The following is a 21,764-nucleotide window of genomic DNA, read 5'->3' as shown; positions in this document are numbered from 1 at the left end:
GTAACTATATACCTTATTTATGTAGTTGAAATAATCCACTTTTACAATAATCATATGGAAACCATTGGCATTTAGAACATGTTTTTTCAAATATTTCTAAACTCAGATTTTGTTTTATTGCTTTAACTATATTTCCATAATAGTATATGTCATTGTATTTAATGTTTAAAACTTTTGATGCACAGGTATCGAGGTATAATACTTTATCTTGAAATACACAATTTCCATCTTCTAATTTGTTAGGGCATGCCATGCATATATCATCACAACTATTTATTATTTTTATTGGTATTTTATTTTTCAGCATTTGTACTATTTTGTCCATATTTTTAGTGAAATTTTTATCATATCCATGGCCCATGTAACCATGAATACACAGTAAATGATGAGATCTTAATACTAGCATTTAATTAATTTTGCCTTTGATAGTGCCTGCCTAACATTATGTCCAACTAAGTAAGCAACTACGATTTTTACTATATCCAATGGGATATAAGGTAGTACACATAGAGCCATGGATTTTTGTATCGACATATTTGTTATGAGAATAAACTGTAAGGTCCCTATAAAATAGCAAACTATCAAGGAAAATAATAAACCCAAAATTTTAAATGTAATATTTAAACTGTTTTCTGAAAGTTTTCCAATAATGAATGCAATTATAGGAAAGCTAATCAAGAATCCGCCTGTAGGACCGACTAATATACTTAATCCTCCAGAAAAATTGGCAAACACAGGAATGCCGACAGCTCCCAAAAGTATGTATATGATTTGAGATAAGGTACCGAGTTTACTTCCTAATATTATGGAAGATAAATATATGGCCAATAACTGCATAGTAATGGGAACGGGACTGAAAGGTAAAGGTATAGAGATCTGCGCTAATACAGCAGTTATGGCTGTAAATATGGCAACAGTGCACATTTCTTTAACTGAAAAATGAATATTCATATTTTAGGTCTCCTTAAGTGATTTTATTGTCAACTAATATAAATAAATAAGTTAACAATAAAATTATATTTGTATAAGAAGATTTTGTCAAGACAAAAGTTTGAATATTGATAGAATGCAAATTTCCATATTGACAATTTAAAAAAAATATAATATTATTTTACTCAAACAATATATTTAGCAAAATATACAGCTTAATATTTAGAAATCATTTAACCAGTATATCTAGAAATTTATAAAATATCCCTAGTTTGTAAATCAAATTAGGGATATTTTATCTTAATTGTCTTTTGATTAATCTCCTAAAGGGAGGAGCATATTAAAAAAATTTGACTTAAAACTTGTTTCTTAATGTGATACGGGAAGATTTAATTTTCTTGAGTTTTATTCTCTTCTATAATATATCCATCTGGATACAGATGGAGGCTCGTCAAAAAGTAAAGCTTTTGGTTTTATTGCCAGTGCACAAGCCAATCTAACGGAGGAGTTATTCCAGCTACTTGGAATTATGAATGGAATTAGAAAGCTTTGTGATGATAAAAATCGGAGTAATCTTGTATGCTGTGCTGCCCGTTTGCTCAAATCCTCATGTAAAAGATGTGTTTAGAATTCATTAATGTTTAAACATTTAATATGTACTTAAGGTACAAATAAGATTGTGTATAATTGGTTGTTTTGTATATATGAATACTATTAATAATATGTTAAATTATATATAATTAATTTATTAAATTATCAATATGTGAATTTAATTATTATAAATATTATAATAGATAAGGAGGAATAGGAATGGCTGTAATTGGTGCAGATTTATTAGTAGATAATGTGGAAAAGTACTATAAAAGTTTCAAGGCCGTTGACAAAGTTAGCTTTAAAGTCAATAAGGGAGAATTCCTAACTATATTAGGGCCAAGTGGTTCAGGAAAGACATCATTATTAAAATTAATTGCAGGATTTGAGAAAATAAATTCAGGTCAGATTTTATTGAATAATGATAATATTGAAAAGAAGAAGCCTTATGAAAGAAATATTGGGATGTTGTTTCAAAATTATGCACTGTTCCCTCATATGACTGTTTTTGATAATATTGCTTATCCTCTTAGAATTAGAAAAGTTAATAAGGATGATATAAAAGAAAGAGTTATTGATATGTTAAAAATGATTGATTTAGAGGAGGTATCAAAAAGGTATCCCAAACAGTTAAGTGGAGGACAACAACAAAGAGTTGCATTGGCCAGAGCCATAATATTTAACCCGCCTTTACTTTTATTGGATGAACCATTGGGAGCGTTAGATAAACATTTGAGGCAAAAGATGCAGTTAGAAATCAAGCACATACAGCAAAAAATTGGTATTACAACTATAAGTGTTACGCATGACCAGGAAGAAGCTCTTACGATGTCAGATAAAGTATGTATTATGAATAAAGGAAAGTTAGAACAAATAGATACTCCAGAAAATATATATCAAAAACCTAAGAGTAGGTTTGCTGCAGAATTTATTGGTGAGATAAATCTTATAAGGGGAAAGATACTTGAGACAGAAGGTAAAATAGCAACTATAGAAATATTTAATAAGCAAATTGTAAAGGCAGAAATGGATGAGCCAGATCAGTATTTACAGGGGAAAGCGGTTTCTATAGCATTAAGACCGGAAAATATAGTTATTACTAAAATAAAATCAAAATATGATAATAATATTGAGGCTGTTGTCAAAGAAGTTATTTTTCTTGGTGATGCATTAAAAGTAAAAGTAATTAATAAAAAGCAAGAGGAAATGATAGTAAAAGTAGACGTAGGGTCACCCAGTAAGCACTTATTGATTGTTGATGAACAAATCATATTGAATTGGGAAGTAGGCAAATGTTCTTTAATAGGTAACTAATTATATAAAATTTGTAAAGTGAATGGAGAGGAAAAAATTATGAAAAAAAGAGTATTATCTTTACTAGGAATAATTTTGATATTATTTGGTTTTTCAGGATGTGGAAGTTCTTCAAAAAGTTCAGGAAGCAATGATAAACAGTTGGTTATAGTTGATTGGGGAGGTGCTTACTCTGATGCGAGAAAAAAAGCAAATTATGAATCTTTTGAGAAGAAATATGGAGTAAAAATAGTAGTTGTAAATCCAACTGACTATGGTAAATTGAAAGCTATGGTCCAATCAGGAAATGTTGAATGGGATGTAGTAAATGTGGATTCTGATTTTTCAGTAAGAGGTGGTAAACAGGGATTACTTGAGAAATTGGACTATAATGTGATTAAAAAAGATGGTATTGATAGTAAATTTGTTAATGATTATGGAATAGGTTCAGATACTTTTGATGTTTCAATAGGGTATAACACAAATAAATTTTCGAAAGATAACCATCCTAAAACTTGGGCAGAATTTTGGGATATGAATAAATTTCCTGGCGCTCGTTCTATGTGGAAATATCCTTTGGCCACTTTGGAATCTGCACTTTTAGCAGACGGAGTTAAACCAGAAAATTTATATCCATTGGATTTGGATAGAGCTTTTAAGAGCCTTGATAAAATTAAAAAGGATGTAAAAATTTGGTGGACAACCGGTGCTCAACCACCACAGGCACTTGCAAGTGGAGATGTTACAGCAGCAGCAGCCTGGAATGGTCGTATAGTTACAGCCAAAAGACAAGGATCACCAGAAGATGTGGAGTATAATCAAGCTTTAGTATGTGGAGATTCATGGGTAGTGCCAAAGGGAGCAAAGCATAAAGAGCTGGCTATGAAGTTTATTGCTTATGTGAGTACACCAGAGCAACAAGCGGAATTCTCAAAAGTTATTGATTATGCTCCAACTAATTCTAAGGCATTGGATTTGTTGTCAGAAGATAGAAAAAAGAGTATTGGGAGATCTAAAGCTGATGATGAAAAGCAACAGATAGTTATTGATATTAATTGGTGGGCTGATAATTATGATTCTGTAGATCAACGTTTTCAAAAATGGTTGATTCAGTAAAGTTATATCAATATCTTGAGATTGTAATCTCAAGGTATTGATATAAAATAATTAGCTGATGAATGGGGGGATGAGATTAATGGATGAAAATTTAAAAACACAAAAGCTTGAACAAGAAAATAATTTTACGCAATATAAATTTAATAATTTACTGAATCCAAAATGGACATTGATTTTGATTCCAGGATTATTTGTAATATTATTTACATTTATTCCTATGATAAAATTATTTAAATTGAGTTTCATAGATCAAAATGGCTTCACATTAAAGTATTTATCTATGGTTTTTACACAGAAAATATATATTCAGGTTATATTACTCACTTTGAAAACAGGATTTTTGATAACTATCATATCAATTCTATTGGCATATCCTGTAGCTTATTTTATTGTTAAAACAAAATCTTCCAGGGCTAAAAAATTAGTCCTTCTTATAATTATGATACCATTTTGGATTAGCTTGCTGGTTCGTACTTTTTCATGGATAATAATCCTGCAAGATCAAGGAATATTAAATTCTTTTCTTATTCATATTGGATTGATAAATAAACCTCTGCATCTACTATATAATACTATATCTGTAACAATTGGTATGGTCCATGTGTTGTTTCTGTTTATGGTATTGAATATTTATTCGTCTATGGAAAATATAGATATGCAGTTGGTTCAGGTAGCAGAAGTTATGGGAGCAAAACCAATTAAAGCTTTTTGGCAGATATTTTTTCCGCTGTCAGTTCCGGGAATATTAGCTGGATCAATACTTGTATTTGTTTTGTCGTTAGGATATTTTATTACTCCGTCATTATTGGGAGGATCACAAAATATGTTGATTTCGACACTTATACAAAATAATATAAGTGCTACGTTAAACTGGCCATTGGCATCAGCACTTGCATTAGTATTATTTATCATTACGATGGCTCTTTTGGCAGTTTTGGGATTATTGATGAAAAAATATCACATGATTGGAGATGAATGATAATGTGGTTACCTATAATTGTAATTGTCGTATTGTTTTTTCTTATAGCACCTGTATTTGTACTTGTACCGTTGTCATTTACATCTCTGAGTTACTTTAAATTTCCCCCTCCAGGTTTTTCAACACAATGGTACCATGCATTTTTTAGCAATAGTCAATGGATGGAGTGTTTTGTAAGAAGCTTGGGAATAGCCGCTTTAACAGTAATATTGTCACTTATTATAGGAACCATGGCGGCAGCTGCCGTTACGAGGGTAGAATTTAAGTACAAAGAGATATTTATGGCATTCATGGTTATGCCGATGGTTATTCCAGTAATAATAATAAGTATAGCCATATATAATACATTTTCGCCATTACGATTGACTGATACTATACCAGGAATAGTATTAGCACATACTTTATTAGCTATACCTATGGTATTTGTTACTGTAATGACGGGTTTAAAAGGAGTGGATAAAAATATAGAATTGGCAGCAATGGGATTAGGTTCTAGATATATTAAGGTATTCTTTAATATAACACTACCTCAAATAAAGGCGAGTATGCTATCTGCTGCAATATTTGCGTTTAGTACGTCAATAGATGAAGTAACCGTTACTATGTTTATAGCTGGTGCAAATACAAAAACACTTCCAGTGGCTATGTGGGAAAGTATGCGAAACAATATAACTCCGGATATTGCTGCAGTATCTACAATATTGATATGTATAACATTACTCATGCTTTGTGGGCAGGGAATTATGAAGAGTAAAGTTACTAAAATAAAGCAAAATTAAGTTTAATTTATTAAAACTGATACATGAGTATCAGTTTTTTTGCATATGGCAATAATTTTTTTACTATATTGTGTTAAAATTTTAATATAAAATATAATATAGGGATTATATATGGAGATGTATAATAAATTATGATAGTTAATTGTGGAAATGTAAGTACTCTGCCTTATGCAGATAAATTGAAACTTGTAGCAGGTAAAAATGGAATTGACAGGGTTATAAAATGGGTACACTATATGGAAAATCCAGAATATATTGACTGGCTTAAAGGTGGCGAACTGATCCTAACAACAGGTTTAATAATAAAGGACGATTTAGATATACTTGTAAGGCTTGTAAATGATTTAAATCATAAGAATGTATCGGGTCTTGTTATAAATATAGGACCATATATTGATAAAACTCCTAAAAAAGTAATTGACATTGCAAACTCATTTGGGTTTCCTATATTTGAACTCCCTTTTAAGGTAAGACTTATTGATATAAGCCAGAGTATATGCAAGGCTATTTTTATGAGCAGAATTGAACAAGAATCTATGAATAGTTTTATGAAGAAAATAATCTATGGTGATGTAGACTTTGACAGCCAGGAAATTATAAATAGGGCAGTTCTTTATGGATATAATCCTCAATCAATTTATTGTACGTTTGTTATAATGATAAATAATTTTACTGATTTTATTATAAATAATGGAACTTGGGACGAAGAAATTGCATTTAGATTTATTCAACAGATTAATCAAATCATAGTTGATGTTATGAGCGTATATGATAAAAATACAATTCGTATAGTTGAAAATAATTCTATCATAGTAATGCTTTCTGTTGATAATATTGAAAGGGATAAAATTGATTTGATTGCAAATGAAATGATTAATAGAATACGCTATAAAGTAAAGGGTATCAATGTAGACATTGGTATAAGTAATTTATGGAGTAGGTTAAAAAATTTTAGATATAGTGTAAACAATGCACAAAAAGCTTTAAAAATTCTAAATGTAATTAAAGATGGAGAAAGTGTGCTTGATTATAATAATATTGGAATATATAAATTGCTATTTCAAATAGAAAAGAAAAGTGAGTTGAAAATATTTTATAATGAGATACTTGGAAAGTTAATTGATTACGATACAAAAAACTCCACAAAACTGGTAGAAACTTTAAAGGTATATATAGATGAAAATTGTAATTTAATAAAAACATCTAATTCTCTTTTTATTCATAAAAATACTTTGAAATATAGAATCAAAAGAATAGAAGAGATATCGGGTTCTAATCTCAGAAATATGGATGATCTTTTTAATTTTAGTATGGCCTTTAAAATAAAAAATTTCATAACATGTATCTAAAAGAACAAATATTATACTTTATAATTGTCCATTAAGCATATATCAATTTTGATAGTAATGTGCTAAATTGTATGTAATATAATTATTAAATTAATAAATTGATTGGCTATTTGATGATAATGTTTTAATTATCATAATGAGGATTATAAAATTTAATATTTGGAGGAATTAGAAATGATTGAGGAAAATAATGCGAAAATTGTAACGGAGGTACCAGGGCCTAAGTCAAGAAAATTTATAAAAAAAAGAGAAGAATATGTGGCGGAAGGAGTAAGTTGTTCTGCACCTATATTTGTAGATGAGGCAAAAGGAGCACTTATAAAAGATATAGATGGAAATGTGTTTGTTGATTTTGCAGGAGCTATAGGAGTTCAGAATGTTGGTCATAGAGATGATGGGGTAGTTGAAGCTGTAAAATCACAGCTTGACAAATATATTCATCCAAGTTTTCACGTTAATATGTATGAACCTTATATTGCACTTGCAGAGAAACTTGTAGAAGTTACTCCTGGTAATTATGGAAAAAAGGCCATGTTTGCAAATAGTGGTGCTGAAGCTGTAGAAAATGCTATTAAAATATCAAGAGCCTATACAAAAAAATCTGGAATCATTTCGCTTGAAGGATCTTTTCATGGAAGAACAAATATGACTATGTCAATAACAAGTAAATATAAACCGTATAAAAATGAATTTGGACCTTTTTCAACCGAAACTTATAAAACAGATGCAGCATACTGTTATAGGTGTCCGGTTGGATGCAAATATCCCGAATGTGGTATAGCTTGTGCAGAAAAGTTGAGGACTATGTTAAATACTGTTATATCAAAGGATATGATAGCTTGCTTAATAGCGGAGCCTGTGCAGGGTGAAGGGGGATTTGTGGTACCCCCAAAAGAATATTTTAGTATTCTTCAAGAAATATGTAATGAGAATGATATAGTATTTATAGTTGATGAAGTACAAGCTGGATTTGCACGAACTGGAAAGTTGTTTGCACATGAACATTTTGATGTTGAAGCTGATATCATAACGATGTCAAAGTCTATAGCAAATGGAATCCCATTGAGTGCAGTTGTAGGAAAAGCTGAAATTATGGATGCTGCATGTGTAGGAGGAATTGGAGGAACATATGGAGGAAGCCCATTGGGATGTGTTGCAGCACTTAAAGTAATAGAAAAAATAGAAAAAGACAAACTTTGCAATAAGGCTAATAAAATTGGAAAATATATATTAGATAAACTTAATGAAATGAAGAGCAAATATAATGTAATAGGTGATGTAAGAGGGCTTGGAGCGATGATAGGTCTTGAATTTGTAAAAGATAGAGTTACAAAGGAGCCTTATGGAGAAATTGTAAAGAATATTATAGATTACTGTTTTAAACATGGAGTTATATTTTTGAATGCTGGTTTGTTCGGCAATGTAATTAGATTTCTTCCACCCCTTGTAATAACCAATGATCAACTTGAATATGGACTCAAGGTGCTTGAAGATGCAATTAGCAAATTCAGTATACAAGGTAAAGTGAAATATAAGAGTATAGTTTAATAGTTTTTCCTCGTAAAATTTAGACAAAAAAAGGAGTACATAGTATAGGGGATATGTACTCCTTTTTTATGCTATAATATTTAATAAAAAATAAGCGGGGCAAAAGTATTATGTTCTCTTTAGTTTATCAGTTTGATTTTTATTTACTTCAATTTATAGAAAAAAATATGCACAGCATCATTATAGATAAAATAATGATTGCTATTACCTACCTTGGAAATATGGGTATCATATGGATTATAATAGCATTATTTTTGATTATCAATAAAAGATATAGAAAAGCAGGTATAGTTACTTTGATTTCAGTGATTTTGGGGGCCATATTAAGTGAAGGTATAATTAAACATGTAGTTGAAAGGCCTAGACCATTTGTGAAATTCAGCACAATAAATCTTTTGATTTCAAAGCCATTGTCTTACTCGTTTCCTTCAGGGCATACTACGGCGGCTTTTGCAGCAGCAGGGATATTATCTAAGTACTTTAGAAGATATTCCATTGAAATTTTTACAGCAGCATTTTTAATAGCATTTTCTAGACTCTATCTATATGTCCACTATCCTACAGATATTTTGTCTGGTATGATTTTAGGTTTATTATGCAGTAAGGCTACACTTTATATATTTAAATGATGAAGTACTTTATTTTGGTAAATGAGAAGTATCATTTATGCTATATATCATTGGGGTTAAATTATCGTCAAAAATTATTTTGGATACAGATGTATTTAAAAGTATAATTTTATGATACATTATGAGTTCCCAGTCAAATAATGATACTAATCCAGCTTTTAATATCCCTCCATGAGCTACTACTACAATTTTTTTATTCCTGTTTTTATTTACGATATTTATTAAAGTATTTCCGGCCCTTTCACAGGCATTTTTCAAGCTTAAATCACCACCGCACAGGGGACCCTCCTTGATAGCATTTTTCCATCTGATATATTCTTCTTTATAGTTATGTAAAATTTCCTCGGAAGTTAGTCCTTCCCATTTTCCATAATTAATTTCACGTAGAGTATCTATTATTACAGGTTGTTTTCCAGTATTTTTTGCAATTAGTTCTGCAGTTTTTTTAGCTCGCTTTAGTGGACTTGAATAAATGCAATCGAAATTTCCATTTAGATGTTTGGCAAGATATTCAGCTTGGAGGATTCCTTCTCGTGCCAATTCTATATCTGAGCATCCCTGGAATTTACCTAGGGTATTCCATTCTGTCTGTCCGTGTCTTACTAATAATAATTCAGTTTGCATTGTACATCTCCTATATATTTTTTCATGAATAGATTTAAGAATATAATTTATGCTTAAATACTAAAATATTTTATCTAATAAGTCAATGATAATAAATATCGGATTGTAAATTATATTGACAAAATTAATTTGAATATGTTAATATTTAAATTAATTAAATAATTGATTCTTATCAAGAGAGGCAGAGGGAATGGCCCTATGATGCCCGGCAACCTGAATATGTTATTTCAACGGTGCTAATTCCAGCAGGTATATACCTGAAAGATGAGAAAGTGTAGAAAAAGCTTTCTTGTAATCTTAAACAGGAAGGTTTTTATTTTATATTGGATTTTAGGAATGAAATTATAATTACTGCTAAATGTAGTTTCATAAACTTTTAACCATATCGGTCAGAAGTTTATGATTAAAAGATATCATATAAAATAGCAATGGATAAGATCCTTTTGAAGATATAAATTTTTAAAAACAGGAAATATTTTAGTGAATATAATTTTACCGTTGGTGTGGATTTCGCAATGATGGAAAATATTTAGACAATTATAATTAGGAGGAAAGTTATGAATATAAAAGTAAATGGAGAAGATAAGGATATAAAAGATGGAGTAACAATAACTGAAATTTTGAAAATTGAAAATGTTGAAATGCCGGATATGGTATCAGTACAGTTAAATGATGAATTTGTAGATAGAGATAAATTTTCCGATACTGTATTAAAGGAGAATGATAAGATAGATTTCTTGTATTTCATGGGAGGTGGAGCTCTTGGATTTTAATGAAGAGCAAATTGAAAGATATTCAAGACATATAATATTGTCCGAAGTTGGAGTAGAAGGGCAGGAAAAACTTCTTAATTCAAAAGTACTTATTATAGGTACAGGCGGACTTGGGGCACCTGCCGCAATGTATCTTGCTGCTGCAGGTATAGGAACTATTGGACTTGTAGATGGGGATGTAGTTGATTTATCTAATCTTCAAAGGCAGATAATACATCAGACGAAAGATGTAGGTAAATCTAAAGTGCAATCCGGGAAGGAAACCATAAACGAGTTAAATCATGATGTAAATGTAATAACTTATGATGAACTTGTAGATTCACATAATATTTTGGATATTATAAAAGATCAGGACTATGACTTTATAATAGACGGTACGGATAATTTCCCAGCCAAGTTTTTGATAAATGATGCCTGTGTACTTTCCAAGAAGCCATTTTCACATGGCGGTATAATAAGATTTCAGGGTCAGCTGACTACCTATATACCTGACAATGGTACTCCTTGCTATAGATGTATTTTTCAATCACCACCTCCAGCTGGTGTAGTACCAACATGCAAGGAAGCAGGAGTACTCGGTGTTATGGGTGGAGTAATAGGATCGCTTCAGGCAACCGAAGCGCTTAAATATATACTTGGACTTGGAGGTAATCTTGCAGGATATCTTCTGACATATAACGCACTGACAATGCAGTTCAGAAAAATAAAAGTCGGTAAAAATAAGAAATGTGGAATATGTGGTGAACATCCTACTATAAAAAATCTTATAGACTATGAACAGGCAGCTTGTGACTTAAAAACAGGAAGTTTAAAAGGGTGATAAATTATGATTTATATGGATAAGTTGGAGTATGAAAAAATTATAGAGCAGGCAAGGAGAGAATTGCCGGATGAATGCTGTGGCTATCTTGCTGGGAAGAAGTCTGGAGTAGATATATTTATAAAGGAGGTATATGCTCTGACTAATATAGATCACAGTAATGAACATTTTTCGATGGATCCAAAAGAACAGTTCAATGTTATAAAGACGATTAGAAAAAAGGAATTTGAAATGATAGGAAACTATCATTCTCATCCTCAATCTCCATCAAGACCTTCTGAAGAAGATAAAAGACTTGCATTTGATCCTAATATACTCTATGGGATTTTATCACTGGAAAAAAAAGATACTGTATTCAATTTGTTTAAAATAGATCAAAATAAAATTGTAGAAAAACTTGAATATAAGGTTATTTAAATTGTTAATGTAAATTATTAAGGGGTGTGTTTTATATGATAGATATAAATCAGGATAATTATAACGCAATAGAGAGTATAAAAGATAAATCTGAACAGTACGAAAGAAAAGATATAGATCCTGTAAGATTCAAGGCATTTAGGGTTTCCATGGGAGTGTATGAACAGAGAAAAAAGGAAACTTATATGGTAAGGACTAGAATACCTGGTGGAGTTATAAGCTTAAAACAATTTCAATGCCTAAGTGAACTTGCCAAAAAATATGCAAAGGGGAAGTTGAAATTTACATCAAGGCAGGATATTCAATTTCATAGTATTGATCTGCAGGATGCATATCCAATAATGAAATCTCTCATAGATGTAGGTATAATAACAAAAGGGACAGGTGGAAACACTGTCAGAAATATCGAGTGCTCGCCGTTGTCAGGAGTTTCGCTTGATAATGTGTTTGATGTAACTCCATATATGAAAGCGGCTACCAACTATTTAATAAAAGATCCTACTACAATGAATATGCCAAGAAAATATAAAATAGCTTTTTCAAATAGCCAAGCTGATACAGGAAATGCAACAATATCGGATCTTGGATTTATTGCCAGGATTGTAGATGGAAAAAGAGGATTTGAATTGTATGGAGCTGGTGGATTCGGTGGAAGTCCGAGGGTGGCGCTCAAGCTTAGAGATTTTGTGAATGCAGAAGATATTCTTTACTATATTCAGGCAATGAAGAATCTATTTGAGGCAGAAGGGGACAGAACCAACAAGAATAAAGCAAGAATAAGATTTATATTAATGAGGCTTGGCGAGAAAAAATTTATAGAAAGATTCGACGAAGAAGTAGATAAATTGAAATCAAAAGGTGGATTGGATATTCATATAGATGAAGATGAATTTATAGTGAATCGTACATCTCAGATTGTTGAGGATGTCAAAATATCCGGAGAACTTGGCAATATACTATTTCCTCAGAAACAGGCTGGATATTACGCGGTTTATGTACATCCTCAAAGTGGAAACCTAAATGCTGACAATTTGGATGAGGTTCTGGATTTTGTCAAAAACTTGGGCTATGAAATATCAATCAGGGTAACAAATACACAGGGATTTTTTATAAGAGATTTAAAAGAACAGGATGCACAAAAACTTATTTCTGTGATAGATAAATTTACTTCAAGATATAACATGGATAATTCACTAACCTGTGTTGGGGCATCTACATGCCAACTTGGACTTTGCCTTTCCCAGAATTTATTGAAAGGAATCAAGGAAAAATTTAAAGAGGCACCATCAAACATAAAAGCTGCGCTTCCAAGAATGTATATATCAGGATGTCCTAATTCATGTGCACAGCATGAAAAAGGTACAATAGGACTTCATGGAAGAGCCAAGAGAACCAAAGAAGGACTTATACCTATGTATTCAGTATTACTGGGAGGAAAGGTTGGATCAAATTCAGCTAGAATGGGTGAAGACTATGGAGATATTCCAGCAAAAAAAATTCCTGATTTTCTCTATGAGCTTGCGAGCTTAAAAGTGAATTTGGGATATGAGGATTTTTATGAGTTTTTAAACAGCAAATCCTTAAATATAAAAGAACTTGTAAGCAGATATACCAATATAGACAAATTTGCCGGTGAAACTGATATCTATTTTGACTTTGGGTCTTGTGAGAGATTTTCCTTGAAGGGACGTGGTCCAGGAGAATGCAGTAGTGGTGTCATGGATGTTATAAGACTTGATCTTTCCAATGCAGAGGATTATCTTGAAAAATACAGAAAGACAAACAAGAACTCTGATTTATATTCTTCAGCGGTATCTTCAGCACGAACTCTTTTGGTTTTAAGAGGCGTAGACACTAATAAAGACAGAGAAATATTTGAGCAGTTCATCAAGAATTTTGTAGATGAAGGATACTTGAAAGTCTCCATAAAGGAATTGTTCCAGAGCCTTATAGATTATAAAATGGGTGACCTGGACAATCTATACGATAAACTGCCGGAGGTGGAATATCTGTACAATAAGGTCAAGGCAATGCATGAATCCCTAAATGGCAAATTGGATATAACTCTTCCCAAAGAAGAGAGTGTTCAGTTAAAGGATGAGGATAAAAATGATGGCGAAAATGGCTATAAGATAATTGATTTCAGAGGAGTAAAGTGTCCTATAAATTTTGTAAAGGTAAAAATTGAACTTTCCAAAATCAAGTCAGGAGAAACAAGAGGATTTTACCTTGATGACGGGGAACCGATAAGTAATGTGCCTCAAAGTGTAAAGAAAGAAGGGCATAAGATAATTTCGATAGATACAAATTATGATGGATACAATTTACTTGTTGTAGAAAAGAAATAGTAGGGGGTAATTATGAAGTTTAATACCAAACTCATACATGGAAATTTAAATATAGATGGAACAGGAGCCACCAACGTTCCAGTCTATCTTTCAAATGCCTATGCCCATAATAGTGCAGAGGAGCTTGAAAATATATTTAATGGCAGAAATATGGGGTATGCTTATACTAGAATATCAAATCCTACTACTACTTCTTTTGAAAGAAGGATGGCCAGTGTAGAAGAAGGTGTCGTTGCCACTTCGGCAGCATCTGGCATGAGTGCTATTTATCTTGCAATAATGAACATATTACAGTCTGGAGATGAAATAATTGCTTCAACTGGCCTTTACGGTGGCACATATACTCTGATAAGAAATCTCAAATCTTTCGGAATAAAGGTAAAATTTCTTGAGAATATGGATGAAATTTCTTTGAATAGTGCAATAACTGAAAATACAAAGCTGGTATTTACAGAAACCATAGGTAATCCGAAATTTGATGTTCTTGATATAGAACCTGTTTCAAAGATTTGCAGGGATAACGATATTATTTTGATTGCAGACTCTACAATGACTACGCCATACCTTATAAAACCTCTAAAATATGGAGTTGATATAGTCATACATTCTACATCCAAATATATAAATGGTACATCAAATTCCATAGGGGGAATTATAATAGATGGAGGGAGCAGCAAGTATTCTAATCCCAAATATGACAATTTCAAGTCATATATAAAAAAATACGGCAAGATGGCATTTACGGCCAAGCTTAAGGATACAATAGGCAGAGATATAGGGGCAGCTTTATCGCCAATGAGTGCATTTTTAAATCTCACGGGATTGGAGACTTTGTCTCTAAGAATGAGAGAACACTGCAGGAATGCTTTGACTATTGCCCGATATCTAGCCGACAATAAAAAAATAGTTGAAGTAAATTATTCGGGACTTGAAACTTCAAAATACAATAATTTAGTTAAAAAGTATTATAAAAATGGAGCCGGAGGAATTTTGACTTTCAGATTGGGAAGTAAAGAAAAAGCATTTAATTTCTTAAACAGCTTAAAACTTGTGTTGAATCTTACGAATATAGGAGATACAAAGTCTATAATAATTCATCCATCTTCAACAATATGTTCAAATAATACCGAGGAAGAAAAAATACAGATGGGAGTGTATGATGACTTGCTTAGATTATCTGTGGGAATAGAAGATGTTGATGACATAATAGAAGATATTCAGCAGGCGCTTGATATCCTGTAATTTATTATAGTAATTAACCTGTACGCAGAATATTTTGTGTACAGGTTAATTCATTAATACAGTCTTCATTTTAAGTTTCTGCTATAATTTTGCCAAGCTCGCTAATGTCATATCCGCCTATTCCGGAAATTTCCATTTTGAATTCCTTAGACTGAATTATCTCGAGTATGGCTTTGATTGAAGCTTCGTTCATATCCTTTTTCTTTATGATCATATCATATTTTTCTTGCTGAATTGGTATAAAATCCACGTTTTCAACCTGCGAACATGCTTTTTCGTTTCCTATTCCAAGGTCTGCACCACCTCTGGCGACTACACTTGCTACGGCTAGATGTGTAATGCTTTCCCTGTAATACCCTTTTATGTTTTGCCCATCTATTCCCATCTGCCTCAGATGTTCATCCAATAAAATTCTAGTACCACTGCCTTTCTCTCTATTAATTATAGTAATATCTGACCTTTTAAGATCATTCCAGTCTTTTATTTCTTTCGGATTTCCTTTTGCGACATAAAATCCTTCCATTCTTCCAACAAGTCTTATTATTACCGCTGGAATTCCAGGAAGCATTTTTTCAACATAAGGAACATTGTATTCTTTAGTCTTGCTGTCCCACATATGGGCAGTAGCCACTTGAGCTTTTCCACAGTAAAGTGCATATATTCCGTTATAGCTTCCCTCATAAGATCTAAGTGCACGTATTCCGTCCTTGTAGCATGCAAGGTATCTACACAGGATATCTAAAATTACATCCTGTCCACATATAATAAGATTATGATTTTCAAGAAGTTCCTCTCTTTGAGATGTAGTATTATATAAACTAGAATCTGATTTAGTAGAGGGGGAATCAACAACTGTGGATTTTATGTTTTTGGTCTTATTCTTATAAGCTTCTACGTCTTTTAGATCAACACGTACTTTTTTCCCTACCCTGTAAGAATTTATTTCTTTTCTTTTGATTAATTCATATACTGTACTTTTTGATATTTTTAATATATCTGCTACTTCTTGAGGAGTAAGGGCTGTATCTATATACATATAAAATTCCTTCCTAAGTGTTTATAATTATCATATAAAAAATTATCCTAAATAGATTGATATTTACATAACAATTATATCACATAATAGTATGCTTTAAAAATACTAAACAGGAAAGGAATATGGGGCTGATCAGCGTATAGCCTGGATATTATCTGCAGGGTTTTCCTTGGCGGTGAGATTCTCAGGACGAATGCAGTATACGGTAACAGTCATATTGTCCAGTGATGAACGATATTTATTCACGAATTTTGTGGGAAGGGGACTATTAAAAAATCCTGGAACAAATTTATCCAGAAATTTTGTAAGAGCTTCCGCCTTTTCATCAAGGTCTTTTACAATAATGGCTTTTCCGAAAATAACAACACTAAAGTATGAAGTGTCACATTTGCATGGTATCGGATCCTTCACAGTTCCTAAGTCCTCAAAAACTGTAAAGCAGACTTTGGAATTTTCTCCAAGTATATTATTTTTTTTACCGCTTCCCATACCGTGTATATAAATTTTTTTATTCCAGTATATATAATTGACAGGTACAGCATAGGGTATGTTTTTCTCACTCATACCAAGTATTCCAACTCTTTGTTCATCTAAAAATCTGTTGATTTTTTCCTTATCATGACAAATCCTTTGAGTATATCTTATCTTTCCCATGTGTAATTGTCCCCTTTCAGAATAATATATTCAAGCTTATCTAAAAAATCATTCATGATTTGATTTGCTGCCTTCAAATTATTCATTTTTGCACGTATTTCTCGGGGAGTCTGTATATAGAGACCTTCTGTCATTTCATCCCTGCAATGCTCCATAAGTGAAAAAATACTGCCTTCTGTACTTTCCATATGGAATTGAAAACCTATAACCCTGTCTTTATATATAAAAGCCTGATTTTTGCAGGCTTTGCTGTATGCAATGCATTTTGCACCAGCTCCAAGTATATTGAAGGTATCATTGTGCCACTGAAAAACCTTCAGCGTTTCAGGAAAATTTTCAAAAAGAGATGAATTAATTCCTTTTGTGTTGAAATTCACAGGCAGCCATCCAATTTCTCCTTCCGGATTTCTGGTTACTTTACCCCCAATAACATCAGTAATAAGTTGTGCACCGAGGCAGATGCCCAATACGATTTTATTAGAATCAATAGCTTCTTTGATAAATTTTTTTTCATATTTCAGCCAGGGATAGTTGTCTTCTTCATAAATATTCATAGGTCCGCCCATAATCACAAGGAAATCAAATTGATCCATAGGGGGGACGGTTTCATAATTATACAGATGTGTACCTGTAAGTTCATGACCTCTTTTATATGCCCAGTTTACAATATTTGCAGGCCCTTCAAAAGGAACATGCTGTAAATAATGAATTCTCATAGTATCCCTCCGCTTATTTTTTTTATTGCTCTAATTGATGAAATCCTGGATTGATCAAATGTTCTGCTTATTTTGTCACATATTGCAAGAATTTTACTCGCATCAGATGATTCAGGAAAATTTCCAGTATAAGGTTCCAGGGAACAAAGATATTCATGAGACTGTTTCCCAATTGATCTTATCTCGTTATTTAATTCTTTTGGAAAATCAACGACTATTTCTACAACATCCATGAGAAAATCATAGGTATGGTTCCAGGGAGGTGCACCATATAAGTGGCATATTGAAATCAAATATTGTTCAAGGGCAATGGAGGCCACATTGAATATTATACTTGGACTCTGGTCTTCCTCTGAAAACTGTTTGGCTCTATGGTGGAAAGCCTTTGCATCCTTGTAATTTCTTTCAAATGAATTTAAATCTATGTTTTTTAATAAAATATTGTCTAACATAAATATACTCCTTTCCAAATAATTTTGCCAGAATCAATATGTCATTGATTCTGGCAGAATGGAACTGTGGTAAAAATATTACCACATGGCAAGTAGCCAATCTTTTTTGTGTTTGTATTCCATATCAGTGAACATTATATTTGCCATCTCTTCAGCAAGCCATATTGCACCGTTATAGCCAACTTTAGGATGTCTGTAATAGCCGGCCCTGTCAAATACAGGGAATCCCACCCTTAACATGGGAATTTTATTGTCCATTGCTACAAATCTGCCCTTTGAATGACCCATTATTAAATCGAGCTTGAGTCCTTTCTTTATTCTGTCTTCAAGTTCAAACAAATCTGCATTTAAAATTATTTCCATATCGAAGTCGGTGTTTTCCTGAAGTTCCTTTATGCGAGGATCTTTGGTGTAACCCTGGTTGTCATCTCCGAGAAGAAGAAGAACAGGTTTCATCTCGAGATCCATGCAGAATTCTGCAAGTCCGATTACAAGGTCAGGATTTCCAAAGATGGCTACCCTTTTGCCTGCAAAGAACATGTGAGTAAGATCTGTCAGCGCATCAATGGCAACGCCGCGCTCATAAGCCAGCGATTTTGGGATTGGTTTTCCGGTCATTTTGTTCAATCTCTTCAAAAATATATCTGTGTTGCGGATTCCAATGGGCGTTGGTCCTATAACGGCCGGCACATCAAATTCATTTTCAAGGTATTCAGCTGCTTTTCCGCCTTCATATTTGTTGAGTGCAATTGTACCAATTGCATTTGCAGTATCTTTTAAATCTTCAATTGTAGTTTCTCCACGAGGTTCTGCATGATCTTCGGGAAGGAGTGGTGCATCAAATTTTTCGATTTCAAACAGAACTGTGGCATCTATATCCATTTCTTTCAGAATGTGCTTCAGTTCCTTTACATCTCCGGGATTTGCCCATCCGGTAATTAAATTTATTTTTTCGTTTGGTTTATCTTTTTTTGCAAAAGCCTTTAAAAAGGCTTCTACGGCTACATCATATCCGCTTATCATGCTTCCTTTGAAACTTGGAGTATGGATTGGAACAAGATGAACTTCCCTTCCTGCATATTTTTCCTTCAGGAGGCCTTTATTCAATTTTGTTATAACGCCATCTATATCATCACCTATAACTTCTGTGGAACAGGTTGTTATTATTGGTATTACCTTTAAATTTGGATACCTCATCAGAAGAACGTCAACACCCTGCTCAACACGGCCAAGGCCACCAAATATTGCGGCATCCTCGTGCAGTGATGAGGAAGCAAGTTCGAAACTCTCCTTGAAATGCTGGGAAAATATAAGTCTTACAAACATACAGCATCCCTGACCGCCGTGAACCAGTCCGATACAATCCTTTATTCCTATACTGACATATTGCGCTCCAGCGGGCTGACATGTAAATATGGGATTTATAATACCCTGGCGTTCCTTTTCTTTTACTTCACAAGACATGTTTTATGCCTCCTCTCTTAATATAGCGGATCTTTAAGTTCTTCATTCAATGACCCTGTAATAGTCAGATAATCTATATTGTCCCTCAGCTTCTTCATAAGTACCTTGATTTCTTCTTTGCTCATATCATTTATCCATTCATATCTGCTTTTATAAACTTCTGCCAGATATACAGCTTCAGACCAGTAATACCTTCCAGCCGGTGTTTCTTTTTCAACTGGTTCACCGCATAAGAGCTGCATGGTTCTTGTAAGTATGCCTTCATTTTGATTTTCTCTGTCCCAGGCACGTGAGTTAAACTGCCAGAGACAATTCTTCATTATATAATTTGTAAGCTGATCTACCTTGTCTTTCATATCATTTTCCACAGACATACACCTCCACTATAATGCCCTGCTGACTTCTTTGCGCTTTTCTTTTTGTTCCTTTAAATAAGGATAATCATCATCTGTTTTATTTCGCAGTGAAGAAACACTATCATATTCTCCGGTATACTCTCTAAGCGTTGATGAAGCTGTTATTTCCTGGCTCAGATTTTCATCGGATTTCATCTTTGCAGTTATAAACCTTCTCTCTTCAGGTATTTCATCTCTTGTTATATCTACAAATGCAAGCTGATGAACCGGTGAATAAATTGCATCGTATATATCACGCGCAAATCTGACCCATCCTTCAAATCCCTTATATGGACCATTATGGTATGCATGTGCGTTTATATACGGAACACCAATTTTCTTTGCATATTCACCCGGCCTTTTGCCTGTAAAGATTACATCAGGTTTAAGTGTTTTCATAGCTTCAAGAGATTCAAGCTCATTAGGGTCATCTATGGCAAGCGCTCCCTGACAGTCGCATCTTGATATACCCTTTTCCATATCACCCTGATGACCGAATTTTGTATATACGGAAACAACTTCAACTCCCATTTCTTCATGTATTACATGTGCCCAGTGCCATAGCTTTGATCCACCCGGCCACAGGCACACCTTTTTGCCTTTTAGACGTTCCTTGTACCAGTCAAGTTCAGGTTTCCATCTGGCAGTTTCTTCATCTATTATGGCTTGGGCTCTGTCTTCAATTCCAAAAAACAGTCCGATTTTCTTTAGTGATGCAGACAATGGTCCAAATCCAAATCCGTCTATATCCATACGCGGAATTCCATACTGCTTTCTCAATTCGTTGCAGATATATTCGGCAGAACGTGCACATTCAAGTACATTCAGTTTTGCTAGATGCATGCCCCTTAAGTCGTCATAGGAACCATTACCTGTAAAGGTTGAAAGCACCTGTATTCCCATTCTCTTGAAATAGTCCTGCATAACCTCCTGATCACCCTGGATATTGTATTCACCTACATAGTTTATTGTATAGTCACTGGTTATTTTAGGTTCATGAGTACCTACTTTGTTGTTAACCCATGCTATATTTATTTTGTGATGGCCTCCAGACTGGCTTGGACCGGCGAAACCGGGAGCATTGCACACGAATATATCCACGTCCGGCATTTCATTCATTACCTCTTTTGCAACAGCCTCTATATCGTCTCCTATAAGAGCGGTACCGCAGGTTTGGTAAATAGTCATTCTCTTTATTTTTGGAAATGCCTTGAAAGCTTCAATAATATTTTCCTTCAGCAATTTTGTAGCTCCAAATACTATATTTTTTTCTTTTACATCTGTAGCAAAAGTATATTTGATCTGGAAATTGTCATTGTCACTTATATAACGTTTGGTCTGCCAGGTATCGTAAGTGCAGCCTATAGGTCCGTGACTCATGTGAATTACATCCTTCATCGGAGTGCCTATAACATGTTTTGCACCGCAATATACGCAGCCTCTTTCTGAAAGAGTGCCTGGAATTGTGTTCAAATATCCGAGTGGAAGTGCATCTGTCAATTTTTCATCTTTTCCTTTTTCAACTACATGCTGTTTCCTGTCTGGAATACATTCACTGCATTTAAACAAATGATATGGCATAATTAATTCCTCCCCTTATTTTGATATA

The 21,764-nt window shown here is 33.1% G+C and carries 22 protein-coding genes and 1 riboswitch; of the genes, 12 read left to right on the top strand and 10 right to left on the bottom strand.

Going from position 1 to position 21,764, the window contains the following annotated elements; all coding sequences use genetic code 11:
- Window positions 1-13 precede the first annotated feature (13 nt).
- Both ACSVC9_RS13355 and ACSVC9_RS13350 read right to left on the bottom strand, forming a co-directional pair.
- Entirely contained in the window at window positions 14-325 is a 312-nt protein-coding gene (locus ACSVC9_RS13355; protein WP_446897947.1) for a DUF1284 domain-containing protein, read from the bottom strand.
- A gap of 74 nt (window positions 326-399) precedes the next feature.
- Entirely contained in the window at window positions 400-951 is a 552-nt protein-coding gene (locus ACSVC9_RS13350; protein ID WP_446897946.1) for a biotin transporter BioY, read from the bottom strand.
- Window positions 952-1,740: 789 nt separating this feature from the next.
- Between ACSVC9_RS13350 and ACSVC9_RS13345 the strand changes: the two genes are divergently transcribed.
- The 7 genes from ACSVC9_RS13345 to ACSVC9_RS13315 all read left to right on the top strand — a co-directional run bounded on the left by ACSVC9_RS13345 (window position 1,741) and on the right by ACSVC9_RS13315 (window position 9,214).
- Window positions 1,741-2,835, top strand: a complete 1,095-nt coding sequence (locus tag ACSVC9_RS13345; RefSeq protein WP_446897945.1) for an ABC transporter ATP-binding protein — start codon at window positions 1,741-1,743, stop codon at window positions 2,833-2,835.
- 39 nt (window positions 2,836-2,874) lie between these two features.
- Entirely contained in the window at window positions 2,875-3,930 is a 1,056-nt protein-coding gene (locus tag ACSVC9_RS13340; protein ID WP_446897944.1) for an ABC transporter substrate-binding protein, read from the top strand.
- Between the two features lie 79 nt (window positions 3,931-4,009).
- Window positions 4,010-4,909: an ABC transporter permease gene (locus tag ACSVC9_RS13335; protein ID WP_446897943.1), complete on the top strand. Its 900-nt coding sequence runs from the start codon at window positions 4,010-4,012 to the stop codon at window positions 4,907-4,909.
- A 2-nt stretch (window positions 4,910-4,911) separates the two neighbouring features.
- Window positions 4,912-5,688 carry an ABC transporter permease gene (locus tag ACSVC9_RS13330; RefSeq protein WP_446897942.1) on the top strand — a complete coding sequence of 259 codons (777 nt, stop codon included), beginning with the start codon at window positions 4,912-4,914 and terminating at the stop codon, window positions 5,686-5,688.
- Between the two features lie 131 nt (window positions 5,689-5,819).
- Window positions 5,820-7,037: a PucR family transcriptional regulator gene (locus ACSVC9_RS13325; protein WP_446897941.1), complete on the top strand. Its 1,218-nt coding sequence runs from the start codon at window positions 5,820-5,822 to the stop codon at window positions 7,035-7,037.
- Window positions 7,038-7,211: 174 nt separating this feature from the next.
- On the top strand, window positions 7,212-8,585 hold the full coding sequence (gene gabT / locus ACSVC9_RS13320; protein WP_446897940.1) for a 4-aminobutyrate--2-oxoglutarate transaminase: 1,374 nt from the start codon (window positions 7,212-7,214) through the stop codon (window positions 8,583-8,585).
- A 110-nt stretch (window positions 8,586-8,695) separates the two neighbouring features.
- Window positions 8,696-9,214, top strand: coding sequence for a phosphatase PAP2 family protein (locus tag ACSVC9_RS13315; protein WP_446897939.1), 519 nt, complete (start codon window positions 8,696-8,698; stop codon window positions 9,212-9,214).
- A 9-nt stretch (window positions 9,215-9,223) separates the two neighbouring features.
- On the opposite strand, the gene ACSVC9_RS13310 is transcribed toward ACSVC9_RS13315, so the two are convergent.
- Window positions 9,224-9,838, bottom strand: coding sequence for a histidine phosphatase family protein (locus ACSVC9_RS13310; RefSeq protein WP_446897938.1), 615 nt, complete (start codon window positions 9,836-9,838; stop codon window positions 9,224-9,226).
- A 166-nt stretch (window positions 9,839-10,004) separates the two neighbouring features.
- A riboswitch (SAM riboswitch) is annotated at window positions 10,005-10,109 on the top strand.
- 286 nt (window positions 10,110-10,395) lie between these two features.
- Between ACSVC9_RS13310 and thiS the strand changes: the two genes are divergently transcribed.
- The 5 genes from thiS to ACSVC9_RS13285 are packed head-to-tail and all read left to right on the top strand — an operon-like array spanning window position 10,396 to window position 15,438.
- A complete protein-coding gene (gene thiS / locus ACSVC9_RS13305) occupies window positions 10,396-10,611 on the top strand; it encodes a sulfur carrier protein ThiS (RefSeq protein ID WP_446897937.1) in 216 nt (71 codons plus the stop codon).
- Entirely contained in the window at window positions 10,601-11,431 is an 831-nt protein-coding gene (locus ACSVC9_RS13300) for a HesA/MoeB/ThiF family protein (protein ID WP_446897936.1), read from the top strand. Before thiS ends, ACSVC9_RS13300 begins: the two co-directional genes overlap by 11 nt.
- 6 nt (window positions 11,432-11,437) lie before the next feature.
- Window positions 11,438-11,848, top strand: a complete 411-nt coding sequence (locus ACSVC9_RS13295; protein WP_446897935.1) for a M67 family metallopeptidase — start codon at window positions 11,438-11,440, stop codon at window positions 11,846-11,848.
- Window positions 11,849-11,883: 35 nt separating this feature from the next.
- Window positions 11,884-14,196, top strand: coding sequence for a sulfurtransferase TusA family protein (locus ACSVC9_RS13290; protein ID WP_446897934.1), 2,313 nt, complete (start codon window positions 11,884-11,886; stop codon window positions 14,194-14,196).
- Between the two features lie 12 nt (window positions 14,197-14,208).
- Window positions 14,209-15,438, top strand: a complete 1,230-nt coding sequence (locus tag ACSVC9_RS13285; RefSeq protein ID WP_446897933.1) for an O-acetylhomoserine aminocarboxypropyltransferase/cysteine synthase family protein — start codon at window positions 14,209-14,211, stop codon at window positions 15,436-15,438.
- Window positions 15,439-15,508: 70 nt separating this feature from the next.
- Here the strand turns inward: ACSVC9_RS13285 and ACSVC9_RS13280 are convergent, their stop codons facing one another.
- From ACSVC9_RS13280 to anfD, 7 genes are all read right to left on the bottom strand, one after another.
- Complete coding sequence (locus ACSVC9_RS13280; protein ID WP_446897932.1) at window positions 15,509-16,474, bottom strand: substrate-binding domain-containing protein; 966 nt, start codon at window positions 16,472-16,474, stop codon at window positions 15,509-15,511.
- 132 nt (window positions 16,475-16,606) lie between these two features.
- Window positions 16,607-17,128, bottom strand: a complete 522-nt coding sequence (locus tag ACSVC9_RS13275; protein WP_446897931.1) for a pyridoxamine 5'-phosphate oxidase family protein — start codon at window positions 17,126-17,128, stop codon at window positions 16,607-16,609.
- Entirely contained in the window at window positions 17,116-17,844 is a 729-nt protein-coding gene (locus tag ACSVC9_RS13270; protein ID WP_446897930.1) for a type 1 glutamine amidotransferase, read from the bottom strand. Before ACSVC9_RS13270 ends, ACSVC9_RS13275 begins: the two co-directional genes overlap by 13 nt.
- A complete protein-coding gene (locus ACSVC9_RS13265) occupies window positions 17,841-18,296 on the bottom strand; it encodes a hypothetical protein (RefSeq protein WP_446897929.1) in 456 nt (151 codons plus the stop codon). The genes ACSVC9_RS13270 and ACSVC9_RS13265 overlap by 4 nt, the downstream gene beginning before the upstream one ends.
- A 78-nt stretch (window positions 18,297-18,374) precedes the next feature.
- Window positions 18,375-19,760 (bottom strand): Fe-only nitrogenase subunit beta, encoded by a 1,386-nt coding sequence (gene anfK, locus ACSVC9_RS13260; RefSeq protein ID WP_446897928.1) that lies wholly within the window; start codon window positions 19,758-19,760, stop codon window positions 18,375-18,377.
- A gap of 17 nt (window positions 19,761-19,777) precedes the next feature.
- Entirely contained in the window at window positions 19,778-20,128 is a 351-nt protein-coding gene (gene anfG, locus ACSVC9_RS13255) for a Fe-only nitrogenase subunit delta (protein ID WP_446897927.1), read from the bottom strand.
- A 15-nt stretch (window positions 20,129-20,143) separates the two neighbouring features.
- The gene (gene anfD, locus ACSVC9_RS13250) at window positions 20,144-21,736 is read right to left on the bottom strand and encodes a nitrogenase iron-iron protein, alpha chain (RefSeq protein ID WP_446897926.1); all 1,593 of its coding nucleotides are present in this window, start codon (window positions 21,734-21,736) and stop codon (window positions 20,144-20,146) included.
- Between the last annotated feature and the right edge of the window lie 28 nt (window positions 21,737-21,764).

This window comes from Clostridium sp. LBM24168 (assembly GCF_052953915.1).
Note: the sequence above shows the minus strand (reverse complement) of the source record. Positions and strands in the feature narration are given on the sequence as shown.

Excerpts from the sequence above, each read along its gene's own strand:
- ACSVC9_RS13265 (WP_446897929.1), bottom strand. The coding sequence starts at position 18,296 with ATGTTAGACAATATTTTATTAAAAAACATAGATTTAAATTCATTTGAA.
- anfD (WP_446897926.1), bottom strand. The coding sequence starts at position 21,736 with ATGCCATATCATTTGTTTAAATGCAGTGAATGTATTCCAGACAGGAAA.
- ACSVC9_RS13350 (WP_446897946.1), bottom strand. The coding sequence starts at position 951 with ATGAATATTCATTTTTCAGTTAAAGAAATGTGCACTGTTGCCATATTT.
- ACSVC9_RS13310 (WP_446897938.1), bottom strand. The coding sequence starts at position 9,838 with ATGCAAACTGAATTATTATTAGTAAGACACGGACAGACAGAATGGAAT.
- ACSVC9_RS13280 (WP_446897932.1), bottom strand. The coding sequence starts at position 16,474 with ATGTATATAGATACAGCCCTTACTCCTCAAGAAGTAGCAGATATATTA.
- ACSVC9_RS13355 (WP_446897947.1), bottom strand. The coding sequence starts at position 325 with ATGGACAAAATAGTACAAATGCTGAAAAATAAAATACCAATAAAAATA.
- ACSVC9_RS13335 (WP_446897943.1), top strand. The coding sequence starts at position 4,010 with ATGGATGAAAATTTAAAAACACAAAAGCTTGAACAAGAAAATAATTTT.
- ACSVC9_RS13315 (WP_446897939.1), top strand. The coding sequence starts at position 8,696 with ATGTTCTCTTTAGTTTATCAGTTTGATTTTTATTTACTTCAATTTATA.
- gabT (WP_446897940.1), top strand. The coding sequence starts at position 7,212 with ATGATTGAGGAAAATAATGCGAAAATTGTAACGGAGGTACCAGGGCCT.
- ACSVC9_RS13345 (WP_446897945.1), top strand. The coding sequence starts at position 1,741 with ATGGCTGTAATTGGTGCAGATTTATTAGTAGATAATGTGGAAAAGTAC.
- anfK (WP_446897928.1), bottom strand. The coding sequence starts at position 19,760 with ATGTCTTGTGAAGTAAAAGAAAAGGAACGCCAGGGTATTATAAATCCC.
- ACSVC9_RS13340 (WP_446897944.1), top strand. The coding sequence starts at position 2,875 with ATGAAAAAAAGAGTATTATCTTTACTAGGAATAATTTTGATATTATTT.
- ACSVC9_RS13275 (WP_446897931.1), bottom strand. The coding sequence starts at position 17,128 with ATGGGAAAGATAAGATATACTCAAAGGATTTGTCATGATAAGGAAAAA.
- ACSVC9_RS13285 (WP_446897933.1), top strand. The coding sequence starts at position 14,209 with ATGAAGTTTAATACCAAACTCATACATGGAAATTTAAATATAGATGGA.
- ACSVC9_RS13330 (WP_446897942.1), top strand. The coding sequence starts at position 4,912 with ATGTGGTTACCTATAATTGTAATTGTCGTATTGTTTTTTCTTATAGCA.
- ACSVC9_RS13270 (WP_446897930.1), bottom strand. The coding sequence starts at position 17,844 with ATGAGAATTCATTATTTACAGCATGTTCCTTTTGAAGGGCCTGCAAAT.
- ACSVC9_RS13295 (WP_446897935.1), top strand. The coding sequence starts at position 11,438 with ATGATTTATATGGATAAGTTGGAGTATGAAAAAATTATAGAGCAGGCA.
- ACSVC9_RS13325 (WP_446897941.1), top strand. The coding sequence starts at position 5,820 with ATGATAGTTAATTGTGGAAATGTAAGTACTCTGCCTTATGCAGATAAA.
- thiS (WP_446897937.1), top strand. The coding sequence starts at position 10,396 with ATGAATATAAAAGTAAATGGAGAAGATAAGGATATAAAAGATGGAGTA.
- ACSVC9_RS13290 (WP_446897934.1), top strand. The coding sequence starts at position 11,884 with ATGATAGATATAAATCAGGATAATTATAACGCAATAGAGAGTATAAAA.